This window comes from Thermoactinomyces sp. CICC 10522 (genome assembly GCF_016055075.1).
In the GTDB taxonomy this organism is placed as follows: Bacteria; Bacillota; Bacilli; order Thermoactinomycetales; family Thermoactinomycetaceae; genus Thermoactinomyces_A; species Thermoactinomyces_A daqus.
Genome location: NZ_JAECVY010000002.1, coordinates 180,674 through 207,647 on the forward strand (window position 1 = coordinate 180,674; position 26,974 = coordinate 207,647).

The following is a 26,974-nucleotide window of genomic DNA, read 5'->3' on the forward strand; positions in this document are numbered from 1 at the left end:
ATTATTCCCAAAAAATATCCCAAGTCTTTTTGGATAACCCGGGGACGGAAAAAAGCCTTCCCCACTCGGCAGGGAAGGCCTTTTTCTGATTGAGATTATTTGACTTTCGACAGTTCGACCCATGCTTCTGAGTCATTTCGGTTTGCCTTTTTCACAACAAGTTTTACTCCGTTGTAAGGCAAAATTTTTCCTCCGTCGGGGTTGTACGGGCTGCTGTAATCATTCCCGTCAAAAAATACGGGCACACCCGGCAGGGAATCGTATTTCATGTATGAATCCGGATACGTAATATCAATTGGCACCGTCGACTTCCAGCCAAATGCGGCATCCGCCAGCTGGTAGCGAGTCGAGCCGACCGTTCCGTCGTTCCAATAAAATCCGAACTGATGGGCGTCGACAAGTCCGAGGAAGCCTTCGCCCGGATGGAGTCCGGTCATGTTGTCATCTCCCCAACGCCCGTCGTAATACCAGACGAGCATTCCGGGATTATAAACCAGGAAGCTGTTGTTGCGGCGGATATGGGCCAATCCCTGATCCACACCGTTGTGGTTCCGCCATTCCACAAGATAATAGTTCGGGAATGGGATTTTGGAACCGTCAAACACTTTAAACCCGTCCAAGGTAAATTGCGGCGTGCCTTCGGCATCATCGTGGAACAGCGTTTGGCCGTTGTCCGACACGTCGATATTATCCACATAGAATCCTTCTTTGGCCAGACCGATGTCCGTCACATACTCAAACGTCAATTGAATCTTTTTGCCGGCAAAAGGGGTCAGATCAATTTGGTCATTCACCCATTTTCCATCGGTTGAATCGGTGTATTCCTTGACTGTGACTGGCTGGTCCGCACCATCTGCTTTCACCTTCAGATACAGGTAATCATAATTTGCCTCAATATCTCTCCAGGAATCAAAGGAAAGTTTGGGTGATTTGGCATTGGTCAGGTCAATCACCGGAGAAGTCATACTGGTATCAAGCGAATTTCCTTTGGTGGAGAAATACGATTTTTTGCCCAGCGGCTGGGTTGGCGGATCGACCAGACGATCAGGCAGGTCGATTTTCAGCATTTTTCCGCGCTTGGTATTCGCCACGGCTTCTTTCAGGGGGAATGTCCGGTGACCGTGGAAATTCTTAAAGTCAATCACGGTTGGAACCGGCCAATTGCCACCGTAGGTTTCATGGAAGAACAGTTTGTCGTAAGGGCTGAACCCCGTCGGCTCCGTTCCGGGAACCTTGCCCGCCCAACTGCCGTAAGACATGATGGACCAGGCTTCCACAGGAGAGCCCGAACCGGTGTAACCCGTGTCGTATTCATCGGGCAAACCCAGGTTATGGCCGTATTCGTGGGCAAAAACACCTGCTGCCCCGTCTTCGGGTTGAATGATGTAATCATACGCTTTTAGTTTTGTTCCGGGGATTGGTACAGGTGCCTGTCCGATCACCGAACGGTGGGACCAGATCGCATCGGGGCCCAACTGACCGCCGCCCGCTTCTTCACCCATGCCGGAGTGGACGATCATGAGGTTGTCCAGCAAACCATCTGGTTCCATTACATTTCCGTCACCGTCGAGGTCGTAGGGATCACGTTGATCGTACTCTGACTCATGGCCGGCAATCAGCTTGCCCACTTCCGTCAGTGTTTCCTTGACCAGATCCCGCGGACGGGCGTCGTTATCTTCGTAATCCCCGACTTTTATGTGTTCCCCGTAGTATGCGGCATTGTGCTGCGCTTCAATCCACGGGGTGATCTTCCCGGAAATCGACCAGTAGCCTGCCGACTGTTGCTGGTAATACTGGGTGAAAGAAATCAGTTTCTTGCCATCGTCCGTGGTATAGCCGTCTTTGCTGAAGAGCAGTTTTTGATAATGCTCAGGGCTGAAATCCTTGGTCCAGAGGGATGTGCCGTCATCGTTCGGCGGAATCTGATTATGTTTGAGATCCGGAAACTCGATCAGAGCGACCACGGCATTATCGGAAAAATGATTCTTACCTGTCTTTTTCGTCGACTCCTCTTTGAATCCGGCAACTTTCTTGTCCATTTTCTTCTGGAAAGCTCTTCTGTTTTTGAACGCCCGCTTACCAAAAGAAGATGACGTATCGATTCCGTCTGTTTTGCTGAACGGGGTCTTTCCACGAGAAACATAGTTTTGAACCGCTTTTTCAATTTCCTCCGGCGAAGCGTCTTTGCTTAATTTCCCGCGATCCTTGAGCGACTTGATCAATGCTTCTTCATTGACAACGGCCCAATCCGTGTCAGCATTGCTCCGTTTCAGCCCGGACGAAGGTTCGGACGACTGGGCAAAACCCACCATCGGCGCTGTCGTCATCGTCCCGAGGATCAGGGATGAACAGAGCAGGGCGATGACTGACTTATTGAACTTCATACCGCTCCCCCTTCTCTAAACAAATAGAAAAGACAATACAATTATAAATGAATTTAGTATTTTTTCAATATATATTTTTTAGACCTGTTAATAAGCCCCATACTGTATGTATTCATGGAAGGATTTTGGGAAGCCGGCAGGGACTCAATCCCCGACAGGCTCCTGTAAACAAACTGATCCGTTTATATCCTGCTGCTTTTCTCCTTCCATTTCCGCTCTGCCTCTTTTCCCATCTTTTTCAACAGGTCAATCAGCTTTTCCTTTTCTGCCGGAGTAAGTCCGCTGACGGCTTCGTGCAGATTTTCCGCATGCTTTGGGGCGATTTCCTCTATGGTCCTTCTCCCTTTCTCCGTCAGTTTTGCATAGATGACGCGGCGGTCGGTCTGGCAAGGTTCCCGAATCACCAATCCAGCTGCCACCATTTTATCAACGACATAGGTGACTCCCCCGCTGACCAGAAGCAGGCGGCTCCCGATTTCATTCAGCTTCTGCGGCCCTTTATGGTATAAAAGTTCCAATACGGCGAATTCCGTCGGGTTAAAGCCAAACTTTTTGCAAGAACCGAAGGAATGGGTGGAAACACTTGAATAGGAACGCGCCAAAACACGCAATAAATGCATAGATTGTTCAATTTCTCCGTTCTTGATCAAGACCACATCCTTTAAAACGAGTTGTTGTAATTTGACAAAACATAGCCGCAAATTATATAATTATCACAAAATTTATTATATCAAATTTGAAATAATAGTCAATGAAGGGGCGAATCGCATGAAAATATTAATATTCAGCGGCAGTCCCCGCAAAAACTCCAATTCGCAGAAAGTGGCCGAGACCGCCTTCCATTTTTTTAAATCCAGAGGCATCGATGTGCTGTTGTATGATTTGAGCGCTCACGTATTGCCCATATTCAACGGAGAAGAAGAGACCTTTGCCCATCCGGAAGTAAAGCATCTGCAAAAAATCGCGGAGCAGGCGGACGGCTTTTTCTTTTGCACACCCGAATATCACAACGGGATCAGCGGCGCCTTAAAAAACGCGCTTGATTTTTTGAACCGAAGCCATTTTGATCAAAAGCCGGTCTCGCTCACGGCGATCAGCGGCGGGGGCAAAGGGGGGATTAACGCCCTCAATAATCTGCGCCTGGTGATTCGCGGCGTCGGGGGACTGGTGCTGCCAGGCCAATGCGTCGTGGATAAAACCGATCTTGACGACACGGGTGCTGTTCATGAAGCCGTCAAGGAACGCTTGGCATCAGTCACAGAAGAATTGATCCACTATACTGCCTTGTTGCAAAAAAAGCAATCGACTGCAACTGATTGAAAAGGCTTACATCATATACTGAAACCTCTTTTCGTCCAAATTCGGGGATGAAAAGAATCGGATGAGGATCAAGGTCCCTCTTCTTCCTTCGTTTCCAATGACCTGGCCTGGTGCCCTGCTTCCGGCAAACGTTAAGAAAAAGCCACAAGGAGCGATCTCCCCCCCTTGTGGCCGAAACCATTAAAATTAAAGCGCTTTCATTTTTATGGGAGATAAAATTTTTCAGTCATATTCGCAGTAAAAGCCGACCCGTCCGGCGCCGTATATACCTTCATGCTTTTGTTCACTTTTCGCATCAGGAGCGGCAGTTGATGATGCAGAATGCGAGTGGATAATTGCTTGGCAAGATAAAGGCCGAATGATTCCGTCGACGATCCGCGCAAACGCAGGGAGGTTCCCTGAAGCAGGGATGGTTCCCTTTTCAACAGTTCAATCGCCAGTTCATGGCCGTCCAGCGCAGCTTCTCCCCCCGATTGTCTTGCTGCCTCCAGGATCTTCAATACTTTTTCCTCCAGACCCAACTCTACCCAGTAATCCATGGAGATCCCTCCTTTGCCTCTGCTGCACGGGCTGAATTTTCAAAAAACGACTTCGAGTCAGGCAGGCAAATTTGTTCCCTTTATGTATATTTCGGCAAATCTTCCTTCTTCCCTCTTTTGCCTTTTTTAACGGGAAAAAAGCATAGTGATTGCTAAAAATAATTGCATTTTTTCTCATAAAAAAATCCAGCCCTCTTCAGAGGGCCGGATTTATCTTTATTTACAGCGGGATGACGCCATCTTCCGTTACAATCGAACGAATTAATTTCGGAGCCGAAACCGGAGTGGTACCGATCGGGATCGCCTGGCGCATCCGCTGCTTCACCTCCTCCAGCGCTTCGGTTCTGTTTACATAAAGGGAAGCCAGCGGTTCTCCCTTTTGCACGCTGTCTCCGACTTTTTTATGCAACAGGATGCCCACTGCATGGTCGATTTGATCTTCTTTTGTGGCCCGTCCTGCCCCCAATTTCATGGCACAAAGCCCTACTTCTTCAGCATGAATTGTCTGGACAATCCCATCCTGCTCCGCTTCGAGCGGAATGATTTTCCCGGGCTGCGGCAACGTCTCCGGTTGATCAATTTGTACCGGATCCCCGTGTTGGCCGACGATAAATTCTTTCAGTTTGGCCAGGGCTTTTCCGCTGCGGATCAGTTCTTCCAGCGTTTGCCGGGCGGCTTTGCTATCAGGGTATTCACCCGAGAGAACCAGCATCTGCGTTCCCAGCACCAAGCAAAGCTCGGTCAAGTCGGCCGGTCCGTTCCCTTTCAACGTATCAATCGCTTCTTTTACCTCGACGGCATTTCCGACGGCGTACCCAAGCGGCTGGCTCATGTCACTGACAACCGCGATCGTCTTGCGTCCTACATGTTTGCCGATCGCCACCATCGCCTGGGCCAGGCGGACAGCATCTGCTTCATCTTTCATGAAAGCGCCTTCCCCTGTTTTTACATCCAGCACGATCGCATCGGCACCGGCTGCGATCTTTTTGCTCATAATAGAGCTGGCGATCAGCGGAATTGAATCGACTGTTGCAGTGACATCGCGCAAAGCATACAGCTTCTTGTCAGCCGGTGTCAAATTGGCTGTCTGTCCCATCACCGCCACTTTGTTGCGATTGACGAGCTCGACGAACTCTGACGTGGCCAATTCGGTTGAAAAACCGCGAATCGATTCCAGTTTGTCAATGGTACCGCCTGTATGTCCCAGGCCCCGGCCGGAAAGTTTGGCCACCGGAACCCCGGCAGCAGCCACCAGCGGTGCCAATACCAATGTCGTCGTATCACCGACACCGCCCGTGCTGTGTTTATCCACCTTGATGCCTTGGATTGCGGAAAGATCGACCTGGTCGCCGGATTCCACCATCGCCATCGTCAGATCGGCGGTTTCTTTTTCAGTCATGCCTTGGTAAAACACGGCCATCGCCCAGGCCGACATCTGGTAGTCGGGAATCCTTCCGGAGGTATAACCTTGGATCAACTCCCGAATTTCATTGGTTTCCAACGTTTTTCCATCTCTTTTTTTGCGAATGATTTCCACGGTACTCATCTTTTGATCCCTCGTCCATCCTTCGTTAATCACGCCTGACGCGTTGCTGACAACTTCGGCGGGAAAGCATTCCCTTCCTTATTACAATCGATCGAGAATCCCTTTGACCAGGCCAATAAATTTTTCCTTGACCCGTTCGGCCGTTTCCATGACCTCCTCGTGGCTGAGAGGCTGGGGCAGAATTCCGGCGGCCATGTTGGAAATGCAGGAAATTCCCAGCACGCGAATCCCGGCATGCCGTGCAACAATCACTTCCGGCACGGTTGACATGCCTACCGCATCTCCACCAAGCGTCCGGATCATGCGAATCTCGGCCGGAGTTTCATAAGAAGGGCCCAAAACGGCGGCATAAACCCCTTCCCGCAGGGAAAAACCTTGTTCTCTTGCCACTTGCTTCGCCAAATCGCGCAATTCCGGATCATATGCGGTTGACATATCCGGGAAGCGCAGCCCCAGTTCCGGATCATTCGGGCCAACCAGCGGATTTTTAAACATGAGATTGATATGATCCTTAATCACCATTAAATCACCGGGATCATATGATTCGTTTACACCTCCGGCAGCGTTGGTAACCAGGATCGTTCCAACCCCCAATTCTTTCATAACCCGAATGGGGAACGACACCTTTTCCGGCTCATGCCCTTCATAGAGATGAAAGCGGCCGGCCATCACAACAACGGGCTTTTCATTCAAAACGCCGATAATCAGCTTGCCGGCATGTCCCTCCACGGTGGAAACCGGAAAGTGCGGAATGTTTTCATAATCGATGGAAACAGCGTTCTGAATCTCTTCCGCGATCACTCCCAAACCCGAACCAAGAATTAAACCGACAGCAGGTTGAATCGAGATTTTGCCTTGAATAAATTCGGCGGCCTCTTTGATATGTACACGAGAGTAACGCATGATCGTGTTCCTCCTCTTTTCTCTGTATCCGTTTATTGCAGCTTGGTGGTATTGCCCCCTGACCGCCCCTTATCTCATTTCCAATGGCCGGTCAGAAGGGCCTCACTCCGCTTACGAGTTTGTGAAGGCTTTCATCCTCAGGTTACGCGAGTTGACGTGACCGTCGTTATTCCAGTTCATTCAAAAAGCTCCGGCCGATCGGCGGTGCCTGGACGGCAAAATTGTGGGCAATGGTCGCCCCGACATCGGCGAAGGTTTCCCTCACTCCCAGGGATTTTCCGACATCAGCCAGTTTTTTTCCGTAAACCAGGAGCGGTGTGTATTCCCGTGTATGGTCCGTCCCATGATGAGTGGGGTCATTTCCGTGATCAGCTGTAATAATCAGCAAATCATCTTCGCGCAACGCAGCCAATATTTCCGGTAGACGCCCATCAAATTCTTCAAGTGCTGCCGCATACCCTTCCGGATCACGGCGATGTCCGTACTTGGCGTCAAAATCGACAAGATTGACAAAGGCCAGCCCGTCAAAATCTTTTTCCAACGTACGGAGCAATTGATCGACGCCATCCATATTCGATTTGGTATGTATGGCCTCGGTTACACCTTCCCCTGCATAGATATCGGAAATTTTTCCGATAGCAATCACATTTTTGCCGGCGTCCTTGAGATAGTTGAGAACCGTCGGAGCCGGCGGTTTTACCGAATAGTCACGCCGGTTTGCCGTCCGCGTAAAATTGCCCGGTTCCCCGACAAACGGACGGGCAATGACGCGGATCACCGAGTAGCGGTCATCCAGTGTCAGCTCCCGTGCAATCTCGCAAATCCGATACAATTCATCAAGCGGAACCACTTCTTCATGTGCGGCGATTTGGAAAACGCTGTCAGCCGACGTATAGACGATAAGCGCGCCGGTTTTCATATGTTCCTCGCCCAACTCCTTGATGATTTCAGTGCCGGAAGCGGGCTTATTTCCAAGTACTTTACGGCCTGTCCGCTCTTCAAAAGTCTTGATCAGCTCTTCGGGAAATCCGTTCGGGTAAGTTTTGAAAGGTTTGTCCGTATAAATGCCCATAAATTCCCAATGGCCTGTTGTCGTATCTTTCCCCTTTGAGATTTCAGCCATTTTGGCATAATAGGCGGCCGGCTTTTCCACCGGATTCACCCCTTGGATCGGAGCGATATTGCCAAGCCCCATTTTTGCCAGATTGGGCAGATGAAGACCTTTTTTGTAATCAGCTATATGTCCGAGCGTATTGGCCCCCTCATCGTCAAAGGCAGCTGCATCGGGCAAAGCGCCGATTCCGACACTGTCAAGAACGATCAGCGCGATTCGAGAAAAACGATTCATTCCATTCACTCCTTCATACCTGCACTGAAAAAAAAGAACCGACGACGCTTTTTGCTCACATCGTCTCGGCCTTATCAGTGAGTTGGGAGCAAAGCTCCCTTTCATAGTTTGTCACTGATCGACAAAAAGTGCAACATTTTCCGAACGTTTCATTCCCCGATCCAATAAAATTCTAGCAATCGCTCTTTCACTTCCTCCAGAAAGGATGAAGGACTGCTTCTGTCGGCATAAGCAAACACTTTGACTGCCCCGCCCGCCGGTTGTTTATACATAAAATCCGGCTTGAAGAGAGGAGTCAAAAAAGAAATCAACTGGTACAACAACAAAGTGAACAGGATGAACAACAGGATGAATTGACACCAATCTTTCAGCTTGCGAAGCGAGATTACCATAAAGATCGTCCTTTCCTCATATTGGTATAACCTATGGAAAAGGACGATCTTTTATGAGAAAATCTCCGGGGCATTTAAACCACTTGGCGCCCCATTATCTCATTCAGCGATACATACGGCAAGTTCAGACTCTCTGCAACGGCCTGGTATGTAACCTGCCCTTTGTACACATTGACTCCCCGGGCTAACGGGCGGTTTTCGGAAATAGCCTTTTCCAGGCCTTTGCTGGCGATTTGCACGGCATACGGAATCGTCACATTGGTCAAGGCAAAAGTAGATGTCCGGGGAACGGCGCCCGGCATGTTCGCAACAGCGTAGTGAACGACTCCGTATTTGACATAAGTCGGATCGCTGTGAGTGGTGACATGGTCAATCGTTTCGATCGAACCGCCCTGGTCGATTGCCACATCGACGATGACTGCCCCTTCCTGCATTTCTTTCACCATCTCCTCGGTGACCAGATGCGGGGCCCGGCGTCCGGGAATCAGTACCGCACCAATCAGCAGATCCGCCTGTTTCACCATTTCGGCAATATTATAGCGATTGGACATGAGTGTGTGCAATCGGCCGGCAAACAAATCATCCAGCTGGCGCAAACGGTCGGCATTAATGTCGAGGATGGTAACATTGGCTCCCATTCCCAAGGCGATTTTGGCAGCATTTGTTCCCACTGTTCCCCCGCCGATAATGACAACATTTCCCGGAACAACCCCCGGAACACCACCGAGAAGAACTCCACGCCCTCCTTGAGGCTTTTCCAGAAATCTGGCACCGATCTGCACCGACATCCGCCCGGCCACTTCGCTCATCGGGGTGAGCAGCGGAAGCGAACCGTTGTCCAATTGCACGGTTTCATAGGCGATAGCGGCCACATTTTTATCCATCAGCGCCCTCGTCAGTTCCGGTTCGGGAGCGAGATGGAGATAGGTGAACAAAATCAGATCCTCACGGAAGTATTCATACTCTTCGGGTTGCGGTTCCTTGACTTTTAAGATCATCTCCGCGTTGTTCCATGTGTCCGAAGCAGATGGTGCGATCTTGGCCCCGTGTTCTGCAAATTCCTCATCTTTGAAACCGCTTCCTTCTCCGGCGCCTTTTTCGATGATCACCTCATGACCAGCCTGTACCAGGGCATCAACGCCCCCCGGGGTGATGGCTACACGATATTCATTGTTCTTCACTTCTTTGGGCACACCAATTCTCATCAAACTTCCCCTCCTTCTGTTGCTGAATTATTTATTTCTAGGATGCAACAGCTCACCTTTTTTAAACAAAAACGTGAGATCTTTTTTTCCAAGATCTCACGTTACCTTTGAACCAACAAGCTTTTTTGGATCGGAAACCTTCCCTTTACAACGATGACAAATTCCGTGAAATGTTAACCGGTGATCAATGATCTGAAAATCATATTCTTTTTCAACCTGTACTTCAATCGGTTCCAACAAGTCTTCCATGATTTCATCAACTGACCCGCAATTGAGACAGATGAGGTGATGGTGATGGTGTTCCGCCCCTTCCGCCCGAAATTCATAGCGGGTTACGCCATCGCCAAAGTTCAGTTTATGAATGATTTGCAATTCACTGAGGAGCTCCAACGTCCTGTAAACCGTCGCTAATCCGATTTCCGGTGCTTTTTCTTTAACCAACAGGTAAACATCCTCCGCGCTTAAATGATCCTCCTCATTTTCCAGAAGGACGCGGACAGTCGCTTCCCGTTGGGGGGTTAATTTATAATTATGGGCGGATAATTGTTGTTTAATTTGATTTACCCGTTTTTCCACAGAGACACCCCCCTGCCTATCTGACTCCATTATATTGGAGAGCAACAAGGGAAGTCAAACCAATCAAGAAAAAATATCAGATGAGAATCATTTTAAAAACAATCCATTTCAGTATTTAGTTAGTTAAGTGTAGGGATTAATTCTTTCATGATCTGCGGCGAAAGAAATGCTTCAAATAGCGAAGAAATCATCAGAACCGCTGCCATTCCGGTCACCAGAATGCAAAAGGAAACAAATTGCGGATAGATCCGGCCGCGATGGTGAATCAGGCGATTGCGCACCAAATCTTTCGAAAAGTTGATCCCGGCGACGGTTACGATGATCAATGCCGGAATAATCAGCAGATTTTGCGGCACGACGGAGACAAAGGCAAACCACAATCCCTGCCAGGACAGTTGATTTACCAAAAAACCGACGGTAAAGCCGATCACCAGTCCCTTGATGAAGATAAAAATCAACAAAAGCGGAATCCCGATTACCGAGAGGCCCAAAATCCACATCAATCCGATTGTTTTCAGATGATCACCCGCCGAATGTTGCAAAGCGATGGAGGAATCGGCAATCGAATCCTGTTTCAGGCCCTGAAAAAAATACCCCAGATAATGAATCAAGCCTTCTTTTTGAGTTGGGTCAAGGGCATTGACAATCAGGGAACCGAAAATGACTCCCATCATAAACAAAACAGTGACAAACAGATAGAGCGATTTTTGCTGTTTAACATGAAGCCCGATGGTAGACCCGAGTTGATTTTTCCTCTTCATTTCGCGATCCTCCTTATCCTGTCACTCTACTCTATGACAGCACAAGGAGAAATATACAGCCCGGCATTCCTAGATTTACAGATTCTTGCCGAAACGGGTTTTCGCCGGCTGATTTTCTTTTTTGGCTTCATTTTCGGAAACTTCCGCGACTCCTCCCTCTCCCAGCCAGCTGTCAATCACCCAGCCATCTTTGGAAACGATCTTTTCCGCCTTGGTTTCATCGGCCCGAATTGTCAATTTGCGCGCTTTTAATCCCAATATGCCGCGGGCGGGACCAATCCAAAAAAGGATAGCCAATCCCAAAATGATAATGGAGATGATCAGGTTACGCAAATTCCGCAAGTCTGAAAAGTTGAGAATTTGATAAATAAAAAATCCGATCAAGGAAAAATAGCAAACAAAAAATAAAACCCAACAGCTTTTATAAATCAAAAGAAAAGAAGCGATTCGCCGACGCCGCAGCATAAAAATGGCAAACTTGCAGAGGATGATCAGGCCGATACTAACCAGCACCGCGATCAATAGCCACTCGAGCACAAATTCCTGAGAGGAAAAAGGGAAGATCATGAAATCACTCCATTGCAAAAGTAAACTCCAACTCCGATGTGATCATGGTATTTTCGCTGCCTTTTTCTTGCATAGGCAGAATTCTGCTACTCTTATCATATCAAAATAAGCGGATCAATTTCGATTTATGTTAATCTATTTTCATCATGCTGGCAATTCCATGGTCTTGTGACAAAACGGCCCGCCAGCAAAAGACAATGAATCTGTAGTCAGCTTGTGTTGACAAAACACAGGAATCCGTCATGCCTTGGTTCTTCTCAAAATTATTAAAAGAATAGATCCATTATCCTGTTTTATTTCGATTCTCGTTATTTTTGATATACTAATATAAGATTTTCAGCTTGATATAACAGAGGTGTACCCATTGGCAAAAGAACGATTTCGAACAATTGGTTTCATCGCATTTCTTGTCATCGTATGGGGCCTGTGCTGGCCTATTTATAAAATGACCTTACAATATACCCCGCCGATTCTTTTTGCCGGAATGAGGACCCTTTTGGGCGGGATCGGTCTCTCCATCCTGGCTCTGTCCCGATACCGGCAAATTCAATTCCGCACCCATTGGAAAGTCTACCTGGTGTCTGCTCTGTTCAACGCGGTTCTTTTCTATGGAATCCAAACCGTCGGGTTAAAGTATTTACCCTCGGGCCTGTTTTCGGTCATTGTCTATCTGCAACCGGTGCTGGTCGGATTTCTCGCATGGTATTGGCTTCGCGAATCGCTTAACCTGTTCAAGGTAACCGGTTTGATTTTAGGCGTGATCGGAGTGGGGGTCGTAAGCTGGGACGGGATGGCCGGTCATTTGTCGGCAACCGGAATCATTCTGGCGTTGATCACTGCTATCAGCTGGGCGATCGGCACTGTATATATGAAAAAAGAAGGAACAAATGTGGACACCCTCTGGCTGGTCTCCCTCCAATGCGTCATCGGCGGCGCCGTCATGACAGTTGCCGGTCTGGCCGTTGAAGATGCAGGGCAAATTGTATGGAACCTGCCTTATGTCTCGGGGCTGTTATTTGGCGCTTTCCTCGGAATCGCGGCTGCCTGGGTTGTTTACTTCAAACTGGTGAGAACCGGAGAAGCCAGCCGCATTGCTTCCTATACTTTTTTCGTCCCTCTCCTCTCCGTCTGGTTTGGCGCCATCTTCCTGAAGGAGCCGCTGTCGTTCCATTTGGCGCTGGGCCTTCTCTTTATCATTTTGAGCATTCTCCTGGTAAACCGCAAAGAAAAAAGGAAAAAACCGCTTCCTTCCGCCTAGCCTTCAGGGGATAATCCTTAAGCCGTTTGAAAAGGGATTATCCCTTTTCATTCTCTGTCCATTGCCAAGCTTTTCCCAACACCAGCCCATATGCCCTTTCCGCCGCGCATGCCAACCCTCCGCAAGCACAATTGTCCACATTATTCCACATCCTTTACCGCTTAAGGGGAAGCCTTTTTTTCGTTTGCCAGATGAATAATTTCTCTGAAAAAAACGAAATTATATAGATGAAAAAGGAGGGATTCCCTGTTGGAGCAAAAATATCTTTTCGGTTACTTCCGAACCATGGAAGCGGCCAAACAAGCTGCACAGGCTTTGAAAGAAAATGGCTTCGAGGCTTATATCGACCGTTTTTCCCCTCTTGGCGGAGGAAATTTGCATGATCGGGACGATGATTTGAAAAATCCCTTTACTGACCCGACCATGTCGCTGCAGGCGAGCACGCTGGGCGGTGACCGCTCGGACCGGGATATTTTAAAAGCTGTCCATCCCGATGCCAGCGGCCTGTCCGGCGGGCAACCCTTTGATTCAATGGAAGATGTTTGCGTCACCGTTTTTACGGAGCCGGAACGATCGGCGCAAGCGCAACAAATCCTGGAACAGTTTGGCGCCCGTGACTAACAGAAAAGGACCTTGGCACAAAGCCAGGCCCTTTTTCTTTCATCTAGGTGATTTTCACTTTTCCGTATTTCCCGCCGCCGCCTTCTTCCAGCTCGAGCCTCTGCTCCCTGGCCAACCGGATCTGCCAGGCAATTTTCTCTCCGGCGACTGCGGCGATTTCCTCCATCCCGGCATGATGCAACACATTCATTTCCGTACCAAATACCGCCAACAATTTCTCCAGGGTTCGTTTGCCGAGTCCCGGGATAAATTCGAGAGGAACCTGATAAATATAAGGAGGGCGGTGATCAGGATGGACGCTTTCCTGGTCGGCGATTTCCATGATTCGGTCCCGTACGCCTCGTACCTTTTTCGCACTTCCGCATTCCGGGCACCGGTCTGCTTCCGGATAAGCCGGCCACAGTTCCTCACAATTGAGACAACGGGTTCGGTAATATTTCCCCAGTCTCGGATCCAATCCGTAGTTGGCGCACACTTTTCGCCCTTCTCTTCTTGACAGTGCCAGCTTCAATTCGGCAAAACTCGGTTCCTTGATCAGAAATTCGTTATACTCCCGCCCGATTTTCGGCAATGAATGAGCGTCGGAATTGGTCACAAAAGTTAACGGGGAAAGTTCGGACAACTGATCGGCCAGGCTGGAATCCGAGCTGAGTCCGAGCTCCACTCCCGCGACAAGATCAGGATTGAGCAGCTTGCTCATGCGGTCAGTCGCGTTGCCGTACACGCTTTTGAACGGGGTAAAAACATGAGCGGGAACGATGATCCCGTCAAGTTCATACACCTTTTCCTGCAAAGCTTGGGCAGGCCTGTACAGTCGCTGGGTGCTCAACTGGACATTTTTCATGTAGTTGCGGCACCACTTCGTAAACTCACGCATGTGAGCTAGCGTCGGCAAGTAAGCGAGAATGTGTGCTGCACCCATGCCCGGATCTTTAACCTCAATCTCCGCCCCAAGGATACAGATCGTGTTATGGTACAAAATCCCTCCGTCAGGATGTTCCTTGTACAAACCGGAGGAAAGACCGGCTTCAATATCTTCCTGCACCGGCGGTGACTGGGCATCAATCACTCCGATCATGCGGATTCCTTTGCGGTGTTCCGCTTCCTTCACGATACTTTCAAATGTCAGATTTCGCGCCGCTGTGATTTTGACGGGAAGATTGCGGCTGGTCCGTCCGATGTGAATATGCAGATCAGCAAAAAAAGGTGTTAAACTCATTTTTCAGTCAGCACCCGATTTTGCCACAGATAAACGGCGGCCACCGTTTTGGCATCGCAAATCTCTCCTGATCTGATCCGTTCAAAACACTCCACCAGCGACAGCTCCATTCTCTCCACAAATTCGTCCTGATCCAGATTCACCCTGCCGGCAGCCAGATTTCTCGCCTCGTACAGGTGCAAATATTCATCGGCAAAACCCGGGGAAGTATAAAAAGAAACAACGTGTTTTACCTCGCCCGCTTTGTATCCCGTTTCTTCCTCCAATTCCCGCTTGGCACAATCCAGCGGATCCTCCCCCGGCTCCAGCTTTCCGGCCGGAATCTCCAAAATCGTCTTCTCCAGCGGTTTTCTGAACTGACGGACAAACACCATTTTGTTTTCATCCGTTACTGCCATTACCGCGACAGCCCCAGGATGTTTCACGATTTCGCGCTTGGAGGTATTGCCGTTTGGCAACCGTACCTCGTCCACTTGCAGACGGATGACCTTTCCCTCAAACACCGTCCGGCTCGAAATGGTCTTTTCTTCCAAATCCCGTTTCATCACAGTCACTCCTGTTCACATCCTCTTCATTATACATATCTTGCGGGCAGAATGCGTATCAGAAAGATAATCCTCAAAATGGAAGCGAGTGAAAAAACATGAAAAAAAGATGGGACGAACGTTCTGTCTGGATCAGCGGAAAAGCATGGCAAATCCGTCTTTATCTTCACCATCTGGCCCAAAGCAACCTCACCGTCAAACAATATATCCGAAAGCGATCAGCCGTTTTCCACTATAATAGAAACAGATAAAATTGACGAGCAGGGCACAGTTCTGACCATGCGGCTGCAAAAATCAGACAGAGAACAGGGAGATGATCCTTCTTGCTGGCAACTCTTCAGGCACTTTTGCAGGGAATTGAGAAGGAAGCTGAAATCATCCGTTACCGCCCCGTATCCGGCGGATGCATCAATCGGTCATTTTATGTACAAACCCGGACCCGTGCCTATTTTGTCAAGGTGAATGAACAAATGGATCACCGTTTTTTTCAAGCGGAAGCTCACGGATTGAAGTTGCTGAAAAAAACAAACACCATCGCCGTTCCTGACGTAATCGGCATCAGCCGGGAAGAAACGGGACAATCGCCGTTTCTCGTGTTGGAATGGATTGACGGGGAGGAGAGCTTCCGGACCGAGGAGGAGCTCGGGCGGGGGGTGGCCGGGCTGCACCGCCACAGGGGAACGCATTTCGGATTGGAAATGGACAATTATCTTGGCATGTTGCCGCAAAAAAACGGCTGGTCAGATGATTGGCCCGCTTTTTACCGTGACCGTCGCCTCGGAGTTCAATTGAAACTCGGACAGAAAAAAGGCGCCATCTCCCCTCTGCGCTCTCAAAAACTGGAGAGATTGATGGCCCGTCTCGATTCCTTCTTACCGGCTGATGTCACCCCATCCCTGATCCACGGAGATTTGTGGAGCGGCAACTGGATGGCTGGTCCCGGCGGACGTCCCTATTTGATCGACCCGGCTGTCCAGTATGCCCATTCCGAGATGGAGCTGGCATTTACCGAGCTGTTCGGCGGTTTTTCGCAGCGTTTTTACCGCGCATACACGGAGATGAATCCGCTTGATCCCGGATATGAAGAACGGAAGCCTTTATATCAGCTTTACTATCTGCTCGTGCACTTAAATATCTTTGGGGAAACCTATGGCCCGGCCGTGGACCGAATTTTGGATTATTATCTTTAAAAATCCCCAACGTGGTCTCAGGCCGGTTCGCGTTTCTTCACTCCCAATTTTGCTTAACTTTGATGCGGTTATATATGACAAGACATGAATGATTTCTAACATTATAGTGAAAAAATTTCTGACTCACAAGACAGGAAATATTATTCAAGCTTATCCAAGGAGAGGATCAAACTTGCACACCTCCTTCCCGACTGACAGCAAAGAGCGATTGCTGAGGGAACTCAGCCTGATTCAAAAATGGGAAAAGGATCAAAAAGATTTATGGTTTTGGGAAAAACTCGGTCGTCTTCCCTTTGTGCTTTTGGACCGCATCACACCCAAAGCCGTTCAGGACTTCTTGGGAAAGGTGCTGGATGAGTTGGGAGGCTTTATCCAGACAGGCGGCAAATACTTAATTTCCGAAAAAGAGATCATCAACGATTTGGAAAAGCACGCAGGTCTCCCGTCCGGCGGGCTCACGCTCGATCAGGTGGCGTCACTTCCTCTCGGTACAATGAATAAAGCGGCAGAAAAACTGAAGGAATCCCGGAGCGAATGGGCCATGATCCAAGGAGCCACAACCGGAATCGGCGGCATTTTCACACTGGCGATCGACATCCCGGCTCTGCTCGGTCTCTCCTTGAAAGTGCTTCAGGAGATGGCTTTGGTTTATGGCTATAATCCCCTGGAAAAAAGGGAACGGATCTTTATCGTCAAGTGTCTCCAGTTCGCTTCAGCCGATTATGTGGGGAAACAGGCGGTCATTTCGTATTTAACCCGTTTTCAGAAGGGGGAAATCCAGCGGGAATCGATTTCGGAATTACAGGGATGGCGTGAAGTGGTCGCCACCTATGGCGAAAATTTCGGATGGAAGAAGCTGTTCCAAATGGTTCCCGTCATCGGAATCATCTTTGGCGCGTTTCTGAACCGTTCCACGGTAGAAGATGTTGCAGAGGCGGGAATGATGCTGTACCGCAAGCGTCGGATTCTGGAAAAACTTGAGAGTCTCAACGCTGAACGGCATCCGAACCGCTAGAGTAATAAAAAACGGGCCGCGATCCGCTGTTGCGGCGGATGGCCCGTTTTTTGATTTTGCATTTGAAACCGTTATCTGAGCAATCCAAATATCCAGCGATGCAGTGAAGGCCATTTAAATCTCCGCAACCAGAACCATACTTTCCTGAACCACCAAATCCGCCAAATCCACCGAATAATGGCCATTATACACCCCCGGCAAACAGGATTCGCTTCATCCTATTCCCATATGTGAAAGGTGGAAGTGCATTCTCCCCATTTCAGCCGATTTTAAACGAATGTTGACTCAAAACAAGCTCCTCCCCATCCGACCAGTTCCGGATTTGCCCTGTACAGTCAGCAAACATAAATGCTAGAATAGCTAACAACAAGCTGGAAAGGTGTGGGAGGCTTTAAACAAAATTGTCTTAAAATAACGAAATCACTCCTGCTGCTCCTTTTGTGAAAGTCCGCATATGATCCTGAACCCACCGGAGGTTATGAAATGAAGCGATTGAAAATGAAAGAACCTGTTAATACCTGGACCCATTTCGTCACATTCCTTGCAGCTATTGCCGGTTTGGTGTTTCTGATCAAACTCAGCTGGTTTCACCCCTCCGCACTCGTAACGATGACCGTCTACGGTGTGAGTGTCATTTTATTATATGGCGCCAGTTCCCTCTATCATTGGGTATCCACGACTCCGAAAAAAGAGCTTTTCCTGCGAAAGATGGATCACTGTGCGATTTATCTCTTAATTGCCGGATCCTATACCCCGGTCTTTTATTATGGCTTGGATGGCAATTGGAAATGGATCATGCTGTCCAGTGTCTGGAGCCTGGCGCTGATCGGGATCGTTTTAAAGGTGTTTTTTATCCACGTCCCCCGCTATATTTCCACGGCATTCTATGTGACACTGGGCTGGATTGCCTTGATTCCCTTCGTACAACTGATTCATAATTTGCCTGCGGGAGCGATTACCCTGATGGTCGCAGGCGGCGTTTTTTACACGATCGGCGCCATCATCTATGCGACCAAGTGTTTTAATTTTTTCCCGAACAAATTCGGTTTCCATGAGATTTTTCATCTGTTTATCATGGCGGGAACCGCTTTTCACTTTGCGATGATGGTTCTCTATATTCTGCCGATTGGCCTGGAAACCACGCATTGAACCTGTTTCACCGCGGATGGATGAATAGATGGCACGCTTTCAATGCACACTTAATCATGTCGTTTAAAACAGAGGAGCATCCTCACGATGAGGACGCTCCTCCCAATTTGGCTCCTTATTTTGATGTCGTACTGTGTACGGGAACTTTTGCGCATTCACCGACCAGCTCGACAACCAGTTCTGCCGCTTTTTCCAATTCGGCGATCGGCATTCTCTCTTTGGTTGTATGGATATTTTCATACCCGATCCCCAGATTGACCGTTGGAATGCCATGGCCGGCAATCACGTTGGCATCGCTGCCTCCGCCGCTTGCAGCAATTTTAGGCGTGCGGCCCACTTTTTCCACGGCAGCTTTCGCTTTTTTCACGACAACGTCTTCTTCCGTAAATTTAAAACCGGGATACAGCACCTTGGTTTCCACTTCGGCACGTGCGCCAAATTGCTCCGCCGCCTCTTCAAACGCTTGTACCATATGTTTAACCTGTGCGCGCAGCTTCACTTCATTGCGGCTGCGTGCTTCGGCTACGATCTCCACCCGGTCCGGAACGACATTGCTGGCGATGCCGCCCTGAAATTTTCCTATGTTGGCTGTGGTCTCGGCATCAATGCGCCCCAGACGCATTTTTGAGATCGCCCGGCTCGCCACCTGAATGGCGCTGATCCCATTTTCGGGATCGACACCGGCATGAGCGGACTTTCCATGAATGGTGGCCAAAATTTTCACCTGCGATGGGGCTGAGGTGATAATCGTTCCAACCGGCCCGTCCGAATCAAAGGCAAAACCAAAATCGGCATCAACCAGCTTCATCTCCAAATGACGCGAGCCAATCAACCCCGATTCTTCTCCGGCCGTAATGATCAATTGAATCTGACCGTGAGGCAGTTTTTGTTCCTGCATCACACGCAAGCCTTCCAAAAGAGCGGCAAGTCCGGCTTTATCATCGCTTCCGAGAATGGTCGTGCCATCGGAAACGATGTAATCTCCCTGAATCGACGGTTTGATCCCCTTACCGGGAGCAACCGTATCCATATGGCATGTAAAATAGATCTTCGGCGCGCCTTGTATCGTCCTCGGCATCGTGGCAATTAAGTTTCCGGCTCCGTGTCCCGTCAGCTTGGCCGAGTCATCCTCGATCACCTGCAACCCCAGCGAGGTCAATTTTTCTTTGAGAAGATCACAGATCGCTCTCTCATCACCAGTTTCACTATCCGTTGTCACTAGCTCAATAAATTCATCGATTAGGCGTTGTTTGTTTATCAACGGGGTGCGCCTCCAATCGCTATTTAAATTTCTTCCTATTTTACCACGTTCAAGCCGTTTGTCATGGGAATAATCAAGGCGATAAACGGCCAAAATACCGGGTATCCGCCAAAAATACCTAGTTTTAACCAAATAAACCCAACATTGCTGAGAAATTGACGAAAATCAGCACGCCCTTGGAAGAAATCGAATGAAATTTTGTGTCCCTGGCGCGGATCAAATTTCCGAAATCTTCTTTTTTATACATTTTCCCCGATCACCATCGTTTTATTCACCGATGACCCTCATCCGTGAATCTCCGCCGCAACCATCCTCCGTCCCGTCTGCCGGCGAAGTGCCTTGGCCAAACAGGGCTTGCCCCTGACGGCCAGTTTGGCCTTGACCGAATGGTATGCCCTGCATACAATCGCGCCACCCGGCCCATCGTTTTCCAACGTGAACGATCCACGGAACCCCGGATAAAGAAAATCTCCTTATTCACTTTATCCCTCCATTATAACGGAATATTGCCGTGCTTTTTCGGCGGGCGTGTCTCCCGTTTGTTTCGCAGGATCTCCAAGGCGGTTTTTAATTTTTGTCTCGTTTCCCGCGGATCAATGACATCGTCAACCATTCCATGGGCTGCTGCGATATACGGGTTGGAAAACTTCTCTTTGTATTCTTCGATTCTGCGTTTTCTCGTTTCCTCCGGATGCTCGCTCTCCTCAATCTCCCTGCTGAAAATGATATTGGCCGCGCCTTCCGCCCCCATGACGGCAATTTCCGCACTGGGCCACGCGTAGACAAGATCTGCGCCGATCGCTTTGCTGTTGAGCGCCACATACGCCCCGCCGAATGCTTTGCGCAAAATGATCGTAATTTTCGGCACGGTCGCTTCCGAATAAGCGTACAGGATTTTGGCGCCATGGCGGATGATCCCGTGATGTTCCTGGTTGACTCCCGGGAAAAAGCCGGTGACATCCACGAAAGTAATGATGGGAATGTTGAAACTGTCACAGAAGCGAATAAAGCGGCTCAATTTATCCGATGCATCAATATCCAGGCTTCCTGCCATCACTTTCGGCTGATTGGCGGCAATTCCCACCGTCCGTCCGCCGATTCTGGCAAATCCGACGACGATATTGCGGGCAAAATCGGGATGAACTTCCATGAAATCCCCTTGATCGACAATCAGTTGGATCACTTGTTTTACATCGTAGACCCGGCTGCCGTCAACGGGAACGGCCCCGGCCAGCTCTTCGATCCAGCCATCATCCTCTTTTTCATAGACTCGCGGCGGGTCTTCCATATTGTTTTGCGGCAAATAACTCATTAAACGGCGGACTTGTTCCAGCACCTCCGGTTCGGTGGCAGCCGTGAAATGGACGTTGCCGCTCAGGCTGGCATGGACTTCGGCTCCCCCCAGCTCTTCTGCGGAAATTTTCTCCTTGGTCACCGCTTCGATTACTTTTGGGCCGGTGATGAACATCTGGCTTGTATTTTGCACCATAAAGACAAAATCGGTAATCGCCGGAGAATAAACCGCTCCCCCGGCACACGGACCCATGATGACGGAAATCTGCGGAATCACCCCGGAGTAGATCGAATTCCGGTAAAAAATGTGGCCGTATCCGTCCAGAGAGACAACCCCCTCCTGAATGCGCGCTCCCCCCGAGTCATTGAGTCCGATGACCGGAGCTCCATTTTTTGCGGCCAAATCCATCAGGCGGGCGATCTTTAAAGCATGCATCTCTCCCAGCGCACCGCCAAACACGGTAAAATCTTGGGCAAACACATACACATCCCGTCCGTGGATCTTTCCGTAACCGGTCACCACGCCTTCCCCCGGCGCTTCTGTTTGATCCATGCCAAAATGGGTGGCGCGATGCTCGATAAACGGATTGAGTTCCACAAAAGAGCCTTCATCCACCAACAGGTCAATGCGTTCCCTTGCGGTCAGCTTTCCGCGTTTGTGCTGGGAGCGGATCCGCAATTCCCCGCCGCCCTGCTCAACTTTGGCCCGTTTTTGATTCAGTTCCTCAATCTTTTGATACATATCCATCTCTCTGTCGCTCCCCATCAAGTTTTATCCTGGATATCCTTTCCACAAGATTGGCAAAAGCGTTCAATCTTCAACCAAATGATTCGGTTCGCACAGTTCCACCAGAACGCCGCCCGCCTGTTTGGGATGTAAGAAGGCGATATTCATCTGATGCGCGCCGGGCTTGGGCCTTTCATTGATGAGGCGAACCCCTTTTTCGCGCAGGGCTTTGAGGCGCTCCTCCAATTCCTCCACCTCGAGGGCAATATGGTGAATTCCTTCTCCAAACCTGGCAATATATTTGGCGATGGCACTGTTTTCCGAAAGCGGTTCCAGCAATTCAATCCGGCTCTCCCCCACTTTAAAAAAGGCCACCCGTACCTGCTCGCTCTCGACGGTTTCGATCCCCTCCAGCGGCAATTCCAGCACATCTTGATACCAGGAACAGGAAGTGTCGAGATTTTTCACGGCGATGCCGATGTGGCTGATCTTTTTAGCCATTTTTCATCCCCTCCCTGTCCAAAACGGCTTGGCGAATAAAATCCGCTGTCTCCTTGGTCGTAGTTCCGGAGGTGAAAATCTCCGCGATTCCCTGCTCTTTTAAAAAAGGGATGTCGGCTTGCGGAATCACACCGCCGCCCACAACAATGATATCCTCCGCTCCCTGTTCCCTGAGCAGGCGCACCACCTCCGGAAACAGCTCATTATGGGCTCCGGACAGGCAGGATAATCCGATCACATCCACATCCTCCTGAATGGCTGTAGCCACAATTTGTGCCGGAGACTGCCGCAAACCGGTATAAATCACTTCCATCCCTTCATCGCGCAGTGCTTGGGCAATGATTAACGCTCCGCGATCATGCCCGTCGAGCCCCGGCTTTGCCACCAAGACGCGAATTGGTCTGTTCATTTTGCTTCCTCCCTCTATACCGATTGATATTCGCCGAAAACACCACGGAGTGTATGGCAAATTTCACCAACCGTCGCATACGCTTTTACCGCTTCCAGAATTCGTGGCATCAAGTTTTCCGATGTCTGTGCCGCCTGTTTCAGCCGGTCCAGACATGCTTTCACCTTCCCGGCATCCCGCTGTGAACGGACGCGTTTCAATTTTTCAATCTGCTGTGTGGCGATTTGCGGATCTACCCGCATCAGTCCGGGCTGTTCCTCCTGCTCCAGCCGGAAACGATTGACGCCGACCACCACTTCTTCACCGGATTCAATCTTCCGCTGGGTATTAAGGGCGGTACGCCGGATCTCCCCTTGCATGAACCCTTGTTCAATCGCTTGGACAGCCCCGCCCATCGCATCGATCTTTTCAATATATTCAAGTGCCGCCTGTTCAATCTGATCTGTGAGCGCCTCAATGAAATACGATCCTCCCAACGGATCAACCGTGTCGGCGACTCCGCTTTCGTAAGCGATGATCTGTTGCGTCCTCAGGGCGATACGGGCTGATTCCTCCGTGGGCAAAGCCAGCGCCTCATCGCGCGAGTTCGTATGCAGGCTTTGCGTTCCCCCCAGCACCGCGGCCAATGCCTGCAGCGTAACCCGGACAATATTGTTATCCGGCTGTTGCGCGGTGAGGGTGGAACCCCCGGTCTGCGTGTGAAAACGCAATTGTAACGAGCGCTCGTTCGAGGCATGGAAACGCTCCCGCATGATTTTCGCCCATAACCGCCTCGCTGCCCGGAATTTGGCGATCTCCTCAAAAAAGTGATTGTGCGCGTTGAAGAAAAAAGATAAACGCGGAGCGAATTGATCTACTTCGAGGCCGGCCTTCAGCGCCGCTTCGACATAGGCGATCCCGTTTGCCAGCGTAAACGCGACTTCCTGAACCGCGGTGGAACCAGCTTCCCGAATGTGATAACCGCTGATGCTGATCGTATTCCATTTGGGCACTTCTTTCGCACAATACGCAAAAATATCCGTGATCAGCCGCATCGACGGTTTGGGTGGAAAAATATAAGTGCCGCGCGCCACATATTCCTTCAAAATATCGTTTTGAATCGTCCCGCGCAGCTGGTGTGGCTTCACTCCTTGTTTTTCTCCGACGGCAATGTACATTGCCAGCAAAATGGCGGCCGGCGCATTAATCGTCATCGATGTGCTCACTTTATCCAGGGGAATTCCGGCAAACAAGGCTTCCATGTCCTGCAAACTGTCAATCGCCACTCCGACCTTGCCCACTTCGCCCGTTGCCATCGGATCATCGGAGTCATAACCGATCTGCGTGGGTAAATCAAATGCGACGCTCAGCCCGGTTTGCCCCTGCTTCAACAGATAGTGAAAGCGCTGGTTTGTCTCCTCCGCAGTTCCGAAACCGGCATATTGACGCATGGTCCACAAGCGGCTTCGGTACATCGTCGGCCGAATTCCTCTGGTGTACGGAAATTCTCCCGGCAGTTCCTCATCTTCCCGTGCCCTGTCCTCTTTGGTATATAAACGCTTCACTTCGATGCCGGAAAGCGTAGTAAACGGGTTTTTGCGTTCAGGAGATTTGGCCAATAAAGTCTCCGTTTTCTCTTCCCACTTTTGGATCCGTTCGTTCCATCTCTCTTTCTCCACGCGGACAATCTCCTCTCCATCTGAAATAAAACGCTTTCACTTCTTAATATAACAAATATTTATCCTGTTTGGATTCTTAATTATTGGCCGATAGATAGACATCATCAGAACAGTCGATTAAAATAAATGATTGAGGCCGTCTATTTTCATGTTTTTTTCACTGGAAGTTGATTTATACTGATTAGTGAAAACGCTGTAGCAAAGCGCGGATGAAAGAGGAAAGCGGGTGTGAAACGTGCAATACTTTATGGTTCCATTACTGGTCTTGATCAGCATTTTCGCGATTCGCGGCACCTATTACAACAAAAAGACCGGCAACAAGCCGGGTTTCATCATCGGCGGAATCTTCACATTGGGTCTCGTCGGTGTCACTGTACTCGCTTTGTATGATTTCTTTGTCGGTCTGCAATAAGAGTGAGGAGACTCCACCAGGCACGGAGTCTCCTCATTTTTTTAACGCATCGGATCATAGCGAAGGGATCGCTGTGCGTTCCCGGCTTCACCAGTTTGTCACAGCGATTTAAACTGTTCCACCTGAGACCGGATTGCCTTTTCCGTAGGCAGTCTCTCTATGCTGGATGCTCCGAAGAATCCGGCCACCCCTTTGGTGGATGCGAGGATTTTTTGCACATCGGCCGGTTCGGCAATCGGTCCGCCATGGCACAAGACGATGATGTCCGGATTCACCTCTTTTGCCGCATCATGTATGGCTTGAATCCGTTCAGCTGATTCTTCCAGCGTGAGCGCTGTCTCCGCGCCGATTGATCCTTTGGTGGTCAGACCCATATGGGCAACCAGCACATCCGCTCCTGCTTCTGCCATCGCAATCGCTTCCCGTTGGTTAAATACATAGGGACAGGTAAGCAGATCCAATTCATGGGCGATTCGGATCATTTCGACTTCCAGGTTGAACCCCATTCCCGTTTCTTCGAGATTTTGGCGAAACACCCCGTCGATCAGGCCGACAGTGGGGAAATTTTGTACTCCGTCAAAGCCCATCTCTTTCAATTGTTTGAGAAACACGGGCATCTGACGGAAGGGATCTGTTCCGCACACTCCGGCCAAGACAGGAGTGTTTTTGACAATCGGCAATACCTCCGCTGCCATTTCCACCACAATCCCGTTCGCGTCTCCATAAGGCATCAGCCCGGCAAGTGAACCGCGGCCGGCCATGCGGTACCGACCCGAATTATAAATAATGATGAGATCTGCGCCACCCTGTTCGGCGAATTTGGCGGAAATGCCTGTCCCCGCACCGCAGCCGATAATCACCGATCCGTCTTCGATCGTCTGTTTCAAGCGCTTCAGTGCATCATCACGAGTGATAAAAGGCATAAAAAAACCCCCTCTTATTTTTCTTCATTTTGCAGAAATTCAAGCAGTTTATCCGTCACGGCCCGGGCGAATAAGGGATCGTTAATATTGCAGTCAAGTTCGATAATCGGGATTTCGCTCTTTGTATTCTTCTTGATCGCATCAAACAGAGCCTGATCAGCTTCCGGCCACCAAAAGTCTCTATCCGGGGCATCCAATTCGGATATGCCCTGAAGCGGAAGGAAAATGGCGACAGGCCCTTTGGACTGGTTTGCCTTCTCGGCCAGAATCCGGCCCAGTTCTTCATTCTCTTCCGGAGTGGTTCTCATCAGCGTGACATTCTCATTCCAGGCATAGAGTAACCGGTTTTTATACTTGTCGGGTACGGTGGACATCCCCCAAAAATTGACCATATCCAGACATCCCGGGGCAATCACCTGCGGCAATCCCCATTTCGCGGCTGCACTCATGCGATTGGGACCGGCTGACAAAACACCACCCGCCAGTTCATCGGCCAGCTCGGTTGGCGTTACTTCAAGCACCCCGGAAATATAGCCTCTTTCAATCAAGGATTCCATCGTTTTGCCCCCGGTGCCAGTGGCATGAAACACCAACACTTCATAATCTTTTTCATCCAAATATTTTTTGCATTGATTGACCAAGGTTGTCGTATTGCCAAACATGGAAGCCGTAATCAACGGTTTTGATTCTATAGGCGGGACTTGAGCTTCCAACATGCCGACAATGGCGCCGACAGCATTGGCGTAAATGCGCGCACTGATGCGATTCACACCCGATACATCCAAGATGGAAGGAATCATGACGATATCACTGATCCCCACATAAGGCTGGGTATCCCCTGACGCCACCGTACTCACCATGACTTTGGGAACTCCGATCGGCAATGCCCGCAGTCCAGACGTTCCGATCATCGTTCCATTGGAACCTCCCATGGAAAAACCGGCATCAACCAGTCCTTCCTGATAAAGCTCCTGCATCACGATGGCAATCCCTTTCGTCATAATCGTCATCGCGAGCGATTTATCGGCGATTCGGCGAAGCTCGCTCAAAGCGACACCGCCTGCTTTGGCCACTCTTTCCGCCGAAATGTCAGGTTCAAATAAAGGATCCCCAAGCACTCCGGTATTGACCATCAGCGCCCGGTGTCCCTTTTTTTCAATTTCCGCCTTGATAAAAGCATAGTCATCTCCCTTGGTATCAAACGCACCGATGACTGCAATCGTTTTACTCACACTCACTTTGCCCCTCCTCA

At 49.7% G+C, this 26,974-nt stretch carries 29 protein-coding genes; 8 read left to right on the forward strand and 21 right to left on the reverse strand.

The window, feature by feature from the left end; genetic code table 11:
• Nucleotides 1–95 precede the first annotated feature (95 nt).
• Complete coding sequence (locus tag I8U18_RS04365) at nt 96–2,384, reverse strand: immune inhibitor A domain-containing protein (RefSeq protein WP_198064509.1); 2,289 nt, start codon at nt 2,382–2,384, stop codon at nt 96–98.
• Nucleotides 2,385–2,566: 182 nt separating this feature from the next.
• Complete coding sequence (locus I8U18_RS04370) at nt 2,567–3,034, reverse strand: MarR family winged helix-turn-helix transcriptional regulator (RefSeq protein WP_033101477.1); 468 nt, start codon at nt 3,032–3,034, stop codon at nt 2,567–2,569.
• Nucleotides 3,035–3,152: 118 nt separating this feature from the next.
• Here I8U18_RS04370 and I8U18_RS04375 point away from each other — a divergent pair, with 118 nt between their 5' ends.
• On the forward strand, nt 3,153–3,704 hold the full coding sequence (locus I8U18_RS04375) for an NADPH-dependent FMN reductase (RefSeq protein WP_033101478.1): 552 nt from the start codon (nt 3,153–3,155) through the stop codon (nt 3,702–3,704).
• 203 nt (nt 3,705–3,907) lie between these two features.
• Here the strand turns inward: I8U18_RS04375 and I8U18_RS04380 are convergent, their stop codons facing one another.
• The 9 genes from I8U18_RS04380 to I8U18_RS04420 all read right to left on the reverse strand — a co-directional run bounded on the left by I8U18_RS04380 (nt 3,908) and on the right by I8U18_RS04420 (nt 11,541).
• Nucleotides 3,908–4,243, reverse strand: coding sequence for a hypothetical protein (locus tag I8U18_RS04380; RefSeq protein WP_033101479.1), 336 nt, complete (start codon nt 4,241–4,243; stop codon nt 3,908–3,910).
• Between the two features lie 220 nt (nt 4,244–4,463).
• Nucleotides 4,464–5,789 (reverse strand): pyrimidine-nucleoside phosphorylase, encoded by a 1,326-nt coding sequence (locus I8U18_RS04385; RefSeq protein WP_033101834.1) that lies wholly within the window; start codon nt 5,787–5,789, stop codon nt 4,464–4,466.
• An 81-nt stretch (nt 5,790–5,870) separates the two neighbouring features.
• Nucleotides 5,871–6,692, reverse strand: a complete 822-nt coding sequence (locus I8U18_RS04390; protein ID WP_033101835.1) for a purine-nucleoside phosphorylase — start codon at nt 6,690–6,692, stop codon at nt 5,871–5,873.
• 166 nt (nt 6,693–6,858) lie between these two features.
• Nucleotides 6,859–8,040, reverse strand: coding sequence for a phosphopentomutase (gene deoB / locus I8U18_RS04395; protein ID WP_198054957.1), 1,182 nt, complete (start codon nt 8,038–8,040; stop codon nt 6,859–6,861).
• A gap of 149 nt (nt 8,041–8,189) precedes the next feature.
• A complete protein-coding gene (locus tag I8U18_RS04400; RefSeq protein ID WP_033101837.1) occupies nt 8,190–8,432 on the reverse strand; it encodes a DUF4227 family protein in 243 nt (80 codons plus the stop codon).
• 74 nt (nt 8,433–8,506) lie between these two features.
• On the reverse strand, nt 8,507–9,637 hold the full coding sequence (gene ald, locus I8U18_RS04405; protein ID WP_033101838.1) for an alanine dehydrogenase: 1,131 nt from the start codon (nt 9,635–9,637) through the stop codon (nt 8,507–8,509).
• 96 nt (nt 9,638–9,733) lie between these two features.
• Nucleotides 9,734–10,213, reverse strand: a complete 480-nt coding sequence (fur, locus tag I8U18_RS04410) for a ferric iron uptake transcriptional regulator (protein ID WP_033101839.1) — start codon at nt 10,211–10,213, stop codon at nt 9,734–9,736.
• Between the two features lie 119 nt (nt 10,214–10,332).
• Complete coding sequence (gene spoIIM / locus I8U18_RS04415) at nt 10,333–10,974, reverse strand: stage II sporulation protein M (protein WP_033101840.1); 642 nt, start codon at nt 10,972–10,974, stop codon at nt 10,333–10,335.
• Nucleotides 10,975–11,049: 75 nt separating this feature from the next.
• Nucleotides 11,050–11,541 carry a hypothetical protein gene (locus I8U18_RS04420; protein ID WP_033101841.1) on the reverse strand — a complete coding sequence of 164 codons (492 nt, stop codon included), beginning with the start codon at nt 11,539–11,541 and terminating at the stop codon, nt 11,050–11,052.
• 364 nt (nt 11,542–11,905) lie between these two features.
• Between I8U18_RS04420 and I8U18_RS04425 the strand changes: the two genes are divergently transcribed.
• The gene (locus tag I8U18_RS04425) at nt 11,906–12,799 is read left to right on the forward strand and encodes a DMT family transporter (protein ID WP_033101842.1); all 894 of its coding nucleotides are present in this window, start codon (nt 11,906–11,908) and stop codon (nt 12,797–12,799) included.
• Nucleotides 12,800–13,048: 249 nt separating this feature from the next.
• Nucleotides 13,049–13,420 carry a hypothetical protein gene (locus I8U18_RS04430; protein ID WP_052154363.1) on the forward strand — a complete coding sequence of 124 codons (372 nt, stop codon included), beginning with the start codon at nt 13,049–13,051 and terminating at the stop codon, nt 13,418–13,420.
• Between the two features lie 43 nt (nt 13,421–13,463).
• Here I8U18_RS04430 and I8U18_RS04435 read toward each other — a convergent pair whose 3' ends face one another.
• Nucleotides 13,464–14,639: an endonuclease Q family protein gene (locus I8U18_RS04435; protein ID WP_033101843.1), complete on the reverse strand. Its 1,176-nt coding sequence runs from the start codon at nt 14,637–14,639 to the stop codon at nt 13,464–13,466.
• On the reverse strand, nt 14,636–15,184 hold the full coding sequence (locus I8U18_RS04440) for an NUDIX domain-containing protein (RefSeq protein ID WP_033101844.1): 549 nt from the start codon (nt 15,182–15,184) through the stop codon (nt 14,636–14,638). The genes I8U18_RS04435 and I8U18_RS04440 overlap by 4 nt, the downstream gene beginning before the upstream one ends.
• Nucleotides 15,185–15,282: 98 nt before the next feature.
• Here I8U18_RS04440 and mciZ point away from each other — a divergent pair, with 98 nt between their 5' ends.
• From mciZ to trhA, 4 genes are all read left to right on the forward strand, one after another.
• Nucleotides 15,283–15,435 (forward strand): Z-ring formation inhibitor MciZ, encoded by a 153-nt coding sequence (gene mciZ / locus I8U18_RS04445; RefSeq protein WP_081943959.1) that lies wholly within the window; start codon nt 15,283–15,285, stop codon nt 15,433–15,435.
• A gap of 72 nt (nt 15,436–15,507) precedes the next feature.
• Complete coding sequence (locus I8U18_RS04450) at nt 15,508–16,374, forward strand: fructosamine kinase family protein (protein ID WP_198054959.1); 867 nt, start codon at nt 15,508–15,510, stop codon at nt 16,372–16,374.
• Between the two features lie 172 nt (nt 16,375–16,546).
• The gene (locus tag I8U18_RS04455) at nt 16,547–17,389 is read left to right on the forward strand and encodes an EcsC family protein (protein ID WP_232336296.1); all 843 of its coding nucleotides are present in this window, start codon (nt 16,547–16,549) and stop codon (nt 17,387–17,389) included.
• Between the two features lie 483 nt (nt 17,390–17,872).
• On the forward strand, nt 17,873–18,538 hold the full coding sequence (gene trhA, locus I8U18_RS04460; protein WP_033101846.1) for a PAQR family membrane homeostasis protein TrhA: 666 nt from the start codon (nt 17,873–17,875) through the stop codon (nt 18,536–18,538).
• Between the two features lie 115 nt (nt 18,539–18,653).
• Here trhA and I8U18_RS04465 read toward each other — a convergent pair whose 3' ends face one another.
• The 6 genes from I8U18_RS04465 to I8U18_RS04490 form a co-directional block, all read right to left on the reverse strand.
• The gene (locus I8U18_RS04465; protein WP_033101847.1) at nt 18,654–19,799 is read right to left on the reverse strand and encodes a M20/M25/M40 family metallo-hydrolase; all 1,146 of its coding nucleotides are present in this window, start codon (nt 19,797–19,799) and stop codon (nt 18,654–18,656) included.
• Between the two features lie 284 nt (nt 19,800–20,083).
• Nucleotides 20,084–20,233, reverse strand: a complete 150-nt coding sequence (locus tag I8U18_RS04470; RefSeq protein ID WP_160173890.1) for a hypothetical protein — start codon at nt 20,231–20,233, stop codon at nt 20,084–20,086.
• A gap of 59 nt (nt 20,234–20,292) precedes the next feature.
• Complete coding sequence (locus I8U18_RS04475) at nt 20,293–21,834, reverse strand: acyl-CoA carboxylase subunit beta (protein WP_152568604.1); 1,542 nt, start codon at nt 21,832–21,834, stop codon at nt 20,293–20,295.
• 69 nt (nt 21,835–21,903) lie between these two features.
• Complete coding sequence (gene mce, locus I8U18_RS18130) at nt 21,904–22,320, reverse strand: methylmalonyl-CoA epimerase (RefSeq protein WP_033101849.1); 417 nt, start codon at nt 22,318–22,320, stop codon at nt 21,904–21,906.
• Entirely contained in the window at nt 22,313–22,729 is a 417-nt protein-coding gene (locus tag I8U18_RS18135) for a cobalamin B12-binding domain-containing protein (protein WP_052154364.1), read from the reverse strand. The genes mce and I8U18_RS18135 overlap by 8 nt, the downstream gene beginning before the upstream one ends.
• Before the next feature lie 14 nt (nt 22,730–22,743).
• Nucleotides 22,744–24,387 (reverse strand): acyl-CoA mutase large subunit family protein, encoded by a 1,644-nt coding sequence (locus tag I8U18_RS04490; RefSeq protein ID WP_198054963.1) that lies wholly within the window; start codon nt 24,385–24,387, stop codon nt 22,744–22,746.
• A 235-nt stretch (nt 24,388–24,622) separates the two neighbouring features.
• On the opposite strand from I8U18_RS04490, the gene I8U18_RS04495 reads away from it, so the two are divergent.
• Nucleotides 24,623–24,799, forward strand: coding sequence for a hypothetical protein (locus I8U18_RS04495; protein WP_160173891.1), 177 nt, complete (start codon nt 24,623–24,625; stop codon nt 24,797–24,799).
• Nucleotides 24,800–24,897: 98 nt separating this feature from the next.
• Here the strand turns inward: I8U18_RS04495 and I8U18_RS04500 are convergent, their stop codons facing one another.
• Nucleotides 24,898–25,722 carry a phosphoenolpyruvate hydrolase family protein gene (locus I8U18_RS04500; protein WP_033101851.1) on the reverse strand — a complete coding sequence of 275 codons (825 nt, stop codon included), beginning with the start codon at nt 25,720–25,722 and terminating at the stop codon, nt 24,898–24,900.
• Nucleotides 25,723–25,736: 14 nt separating this feature from the next.
• Nucleotides 25,737–26,960 carry a Tm-1-like ATP-binding domain-containing protein gene (locus I8U18_RS04505; protein ID WP_370589207.1) on the reverse strand — a complete coding sequence of 408 codons (1,224 nt, stop codon included), beginning with the start codon at nt 26,958–26,960 and terminating at the stop codon, nt 25,737–25,739.
• Nucleotides 26,961–26,974: the final 14 nt, after the last annotated feature.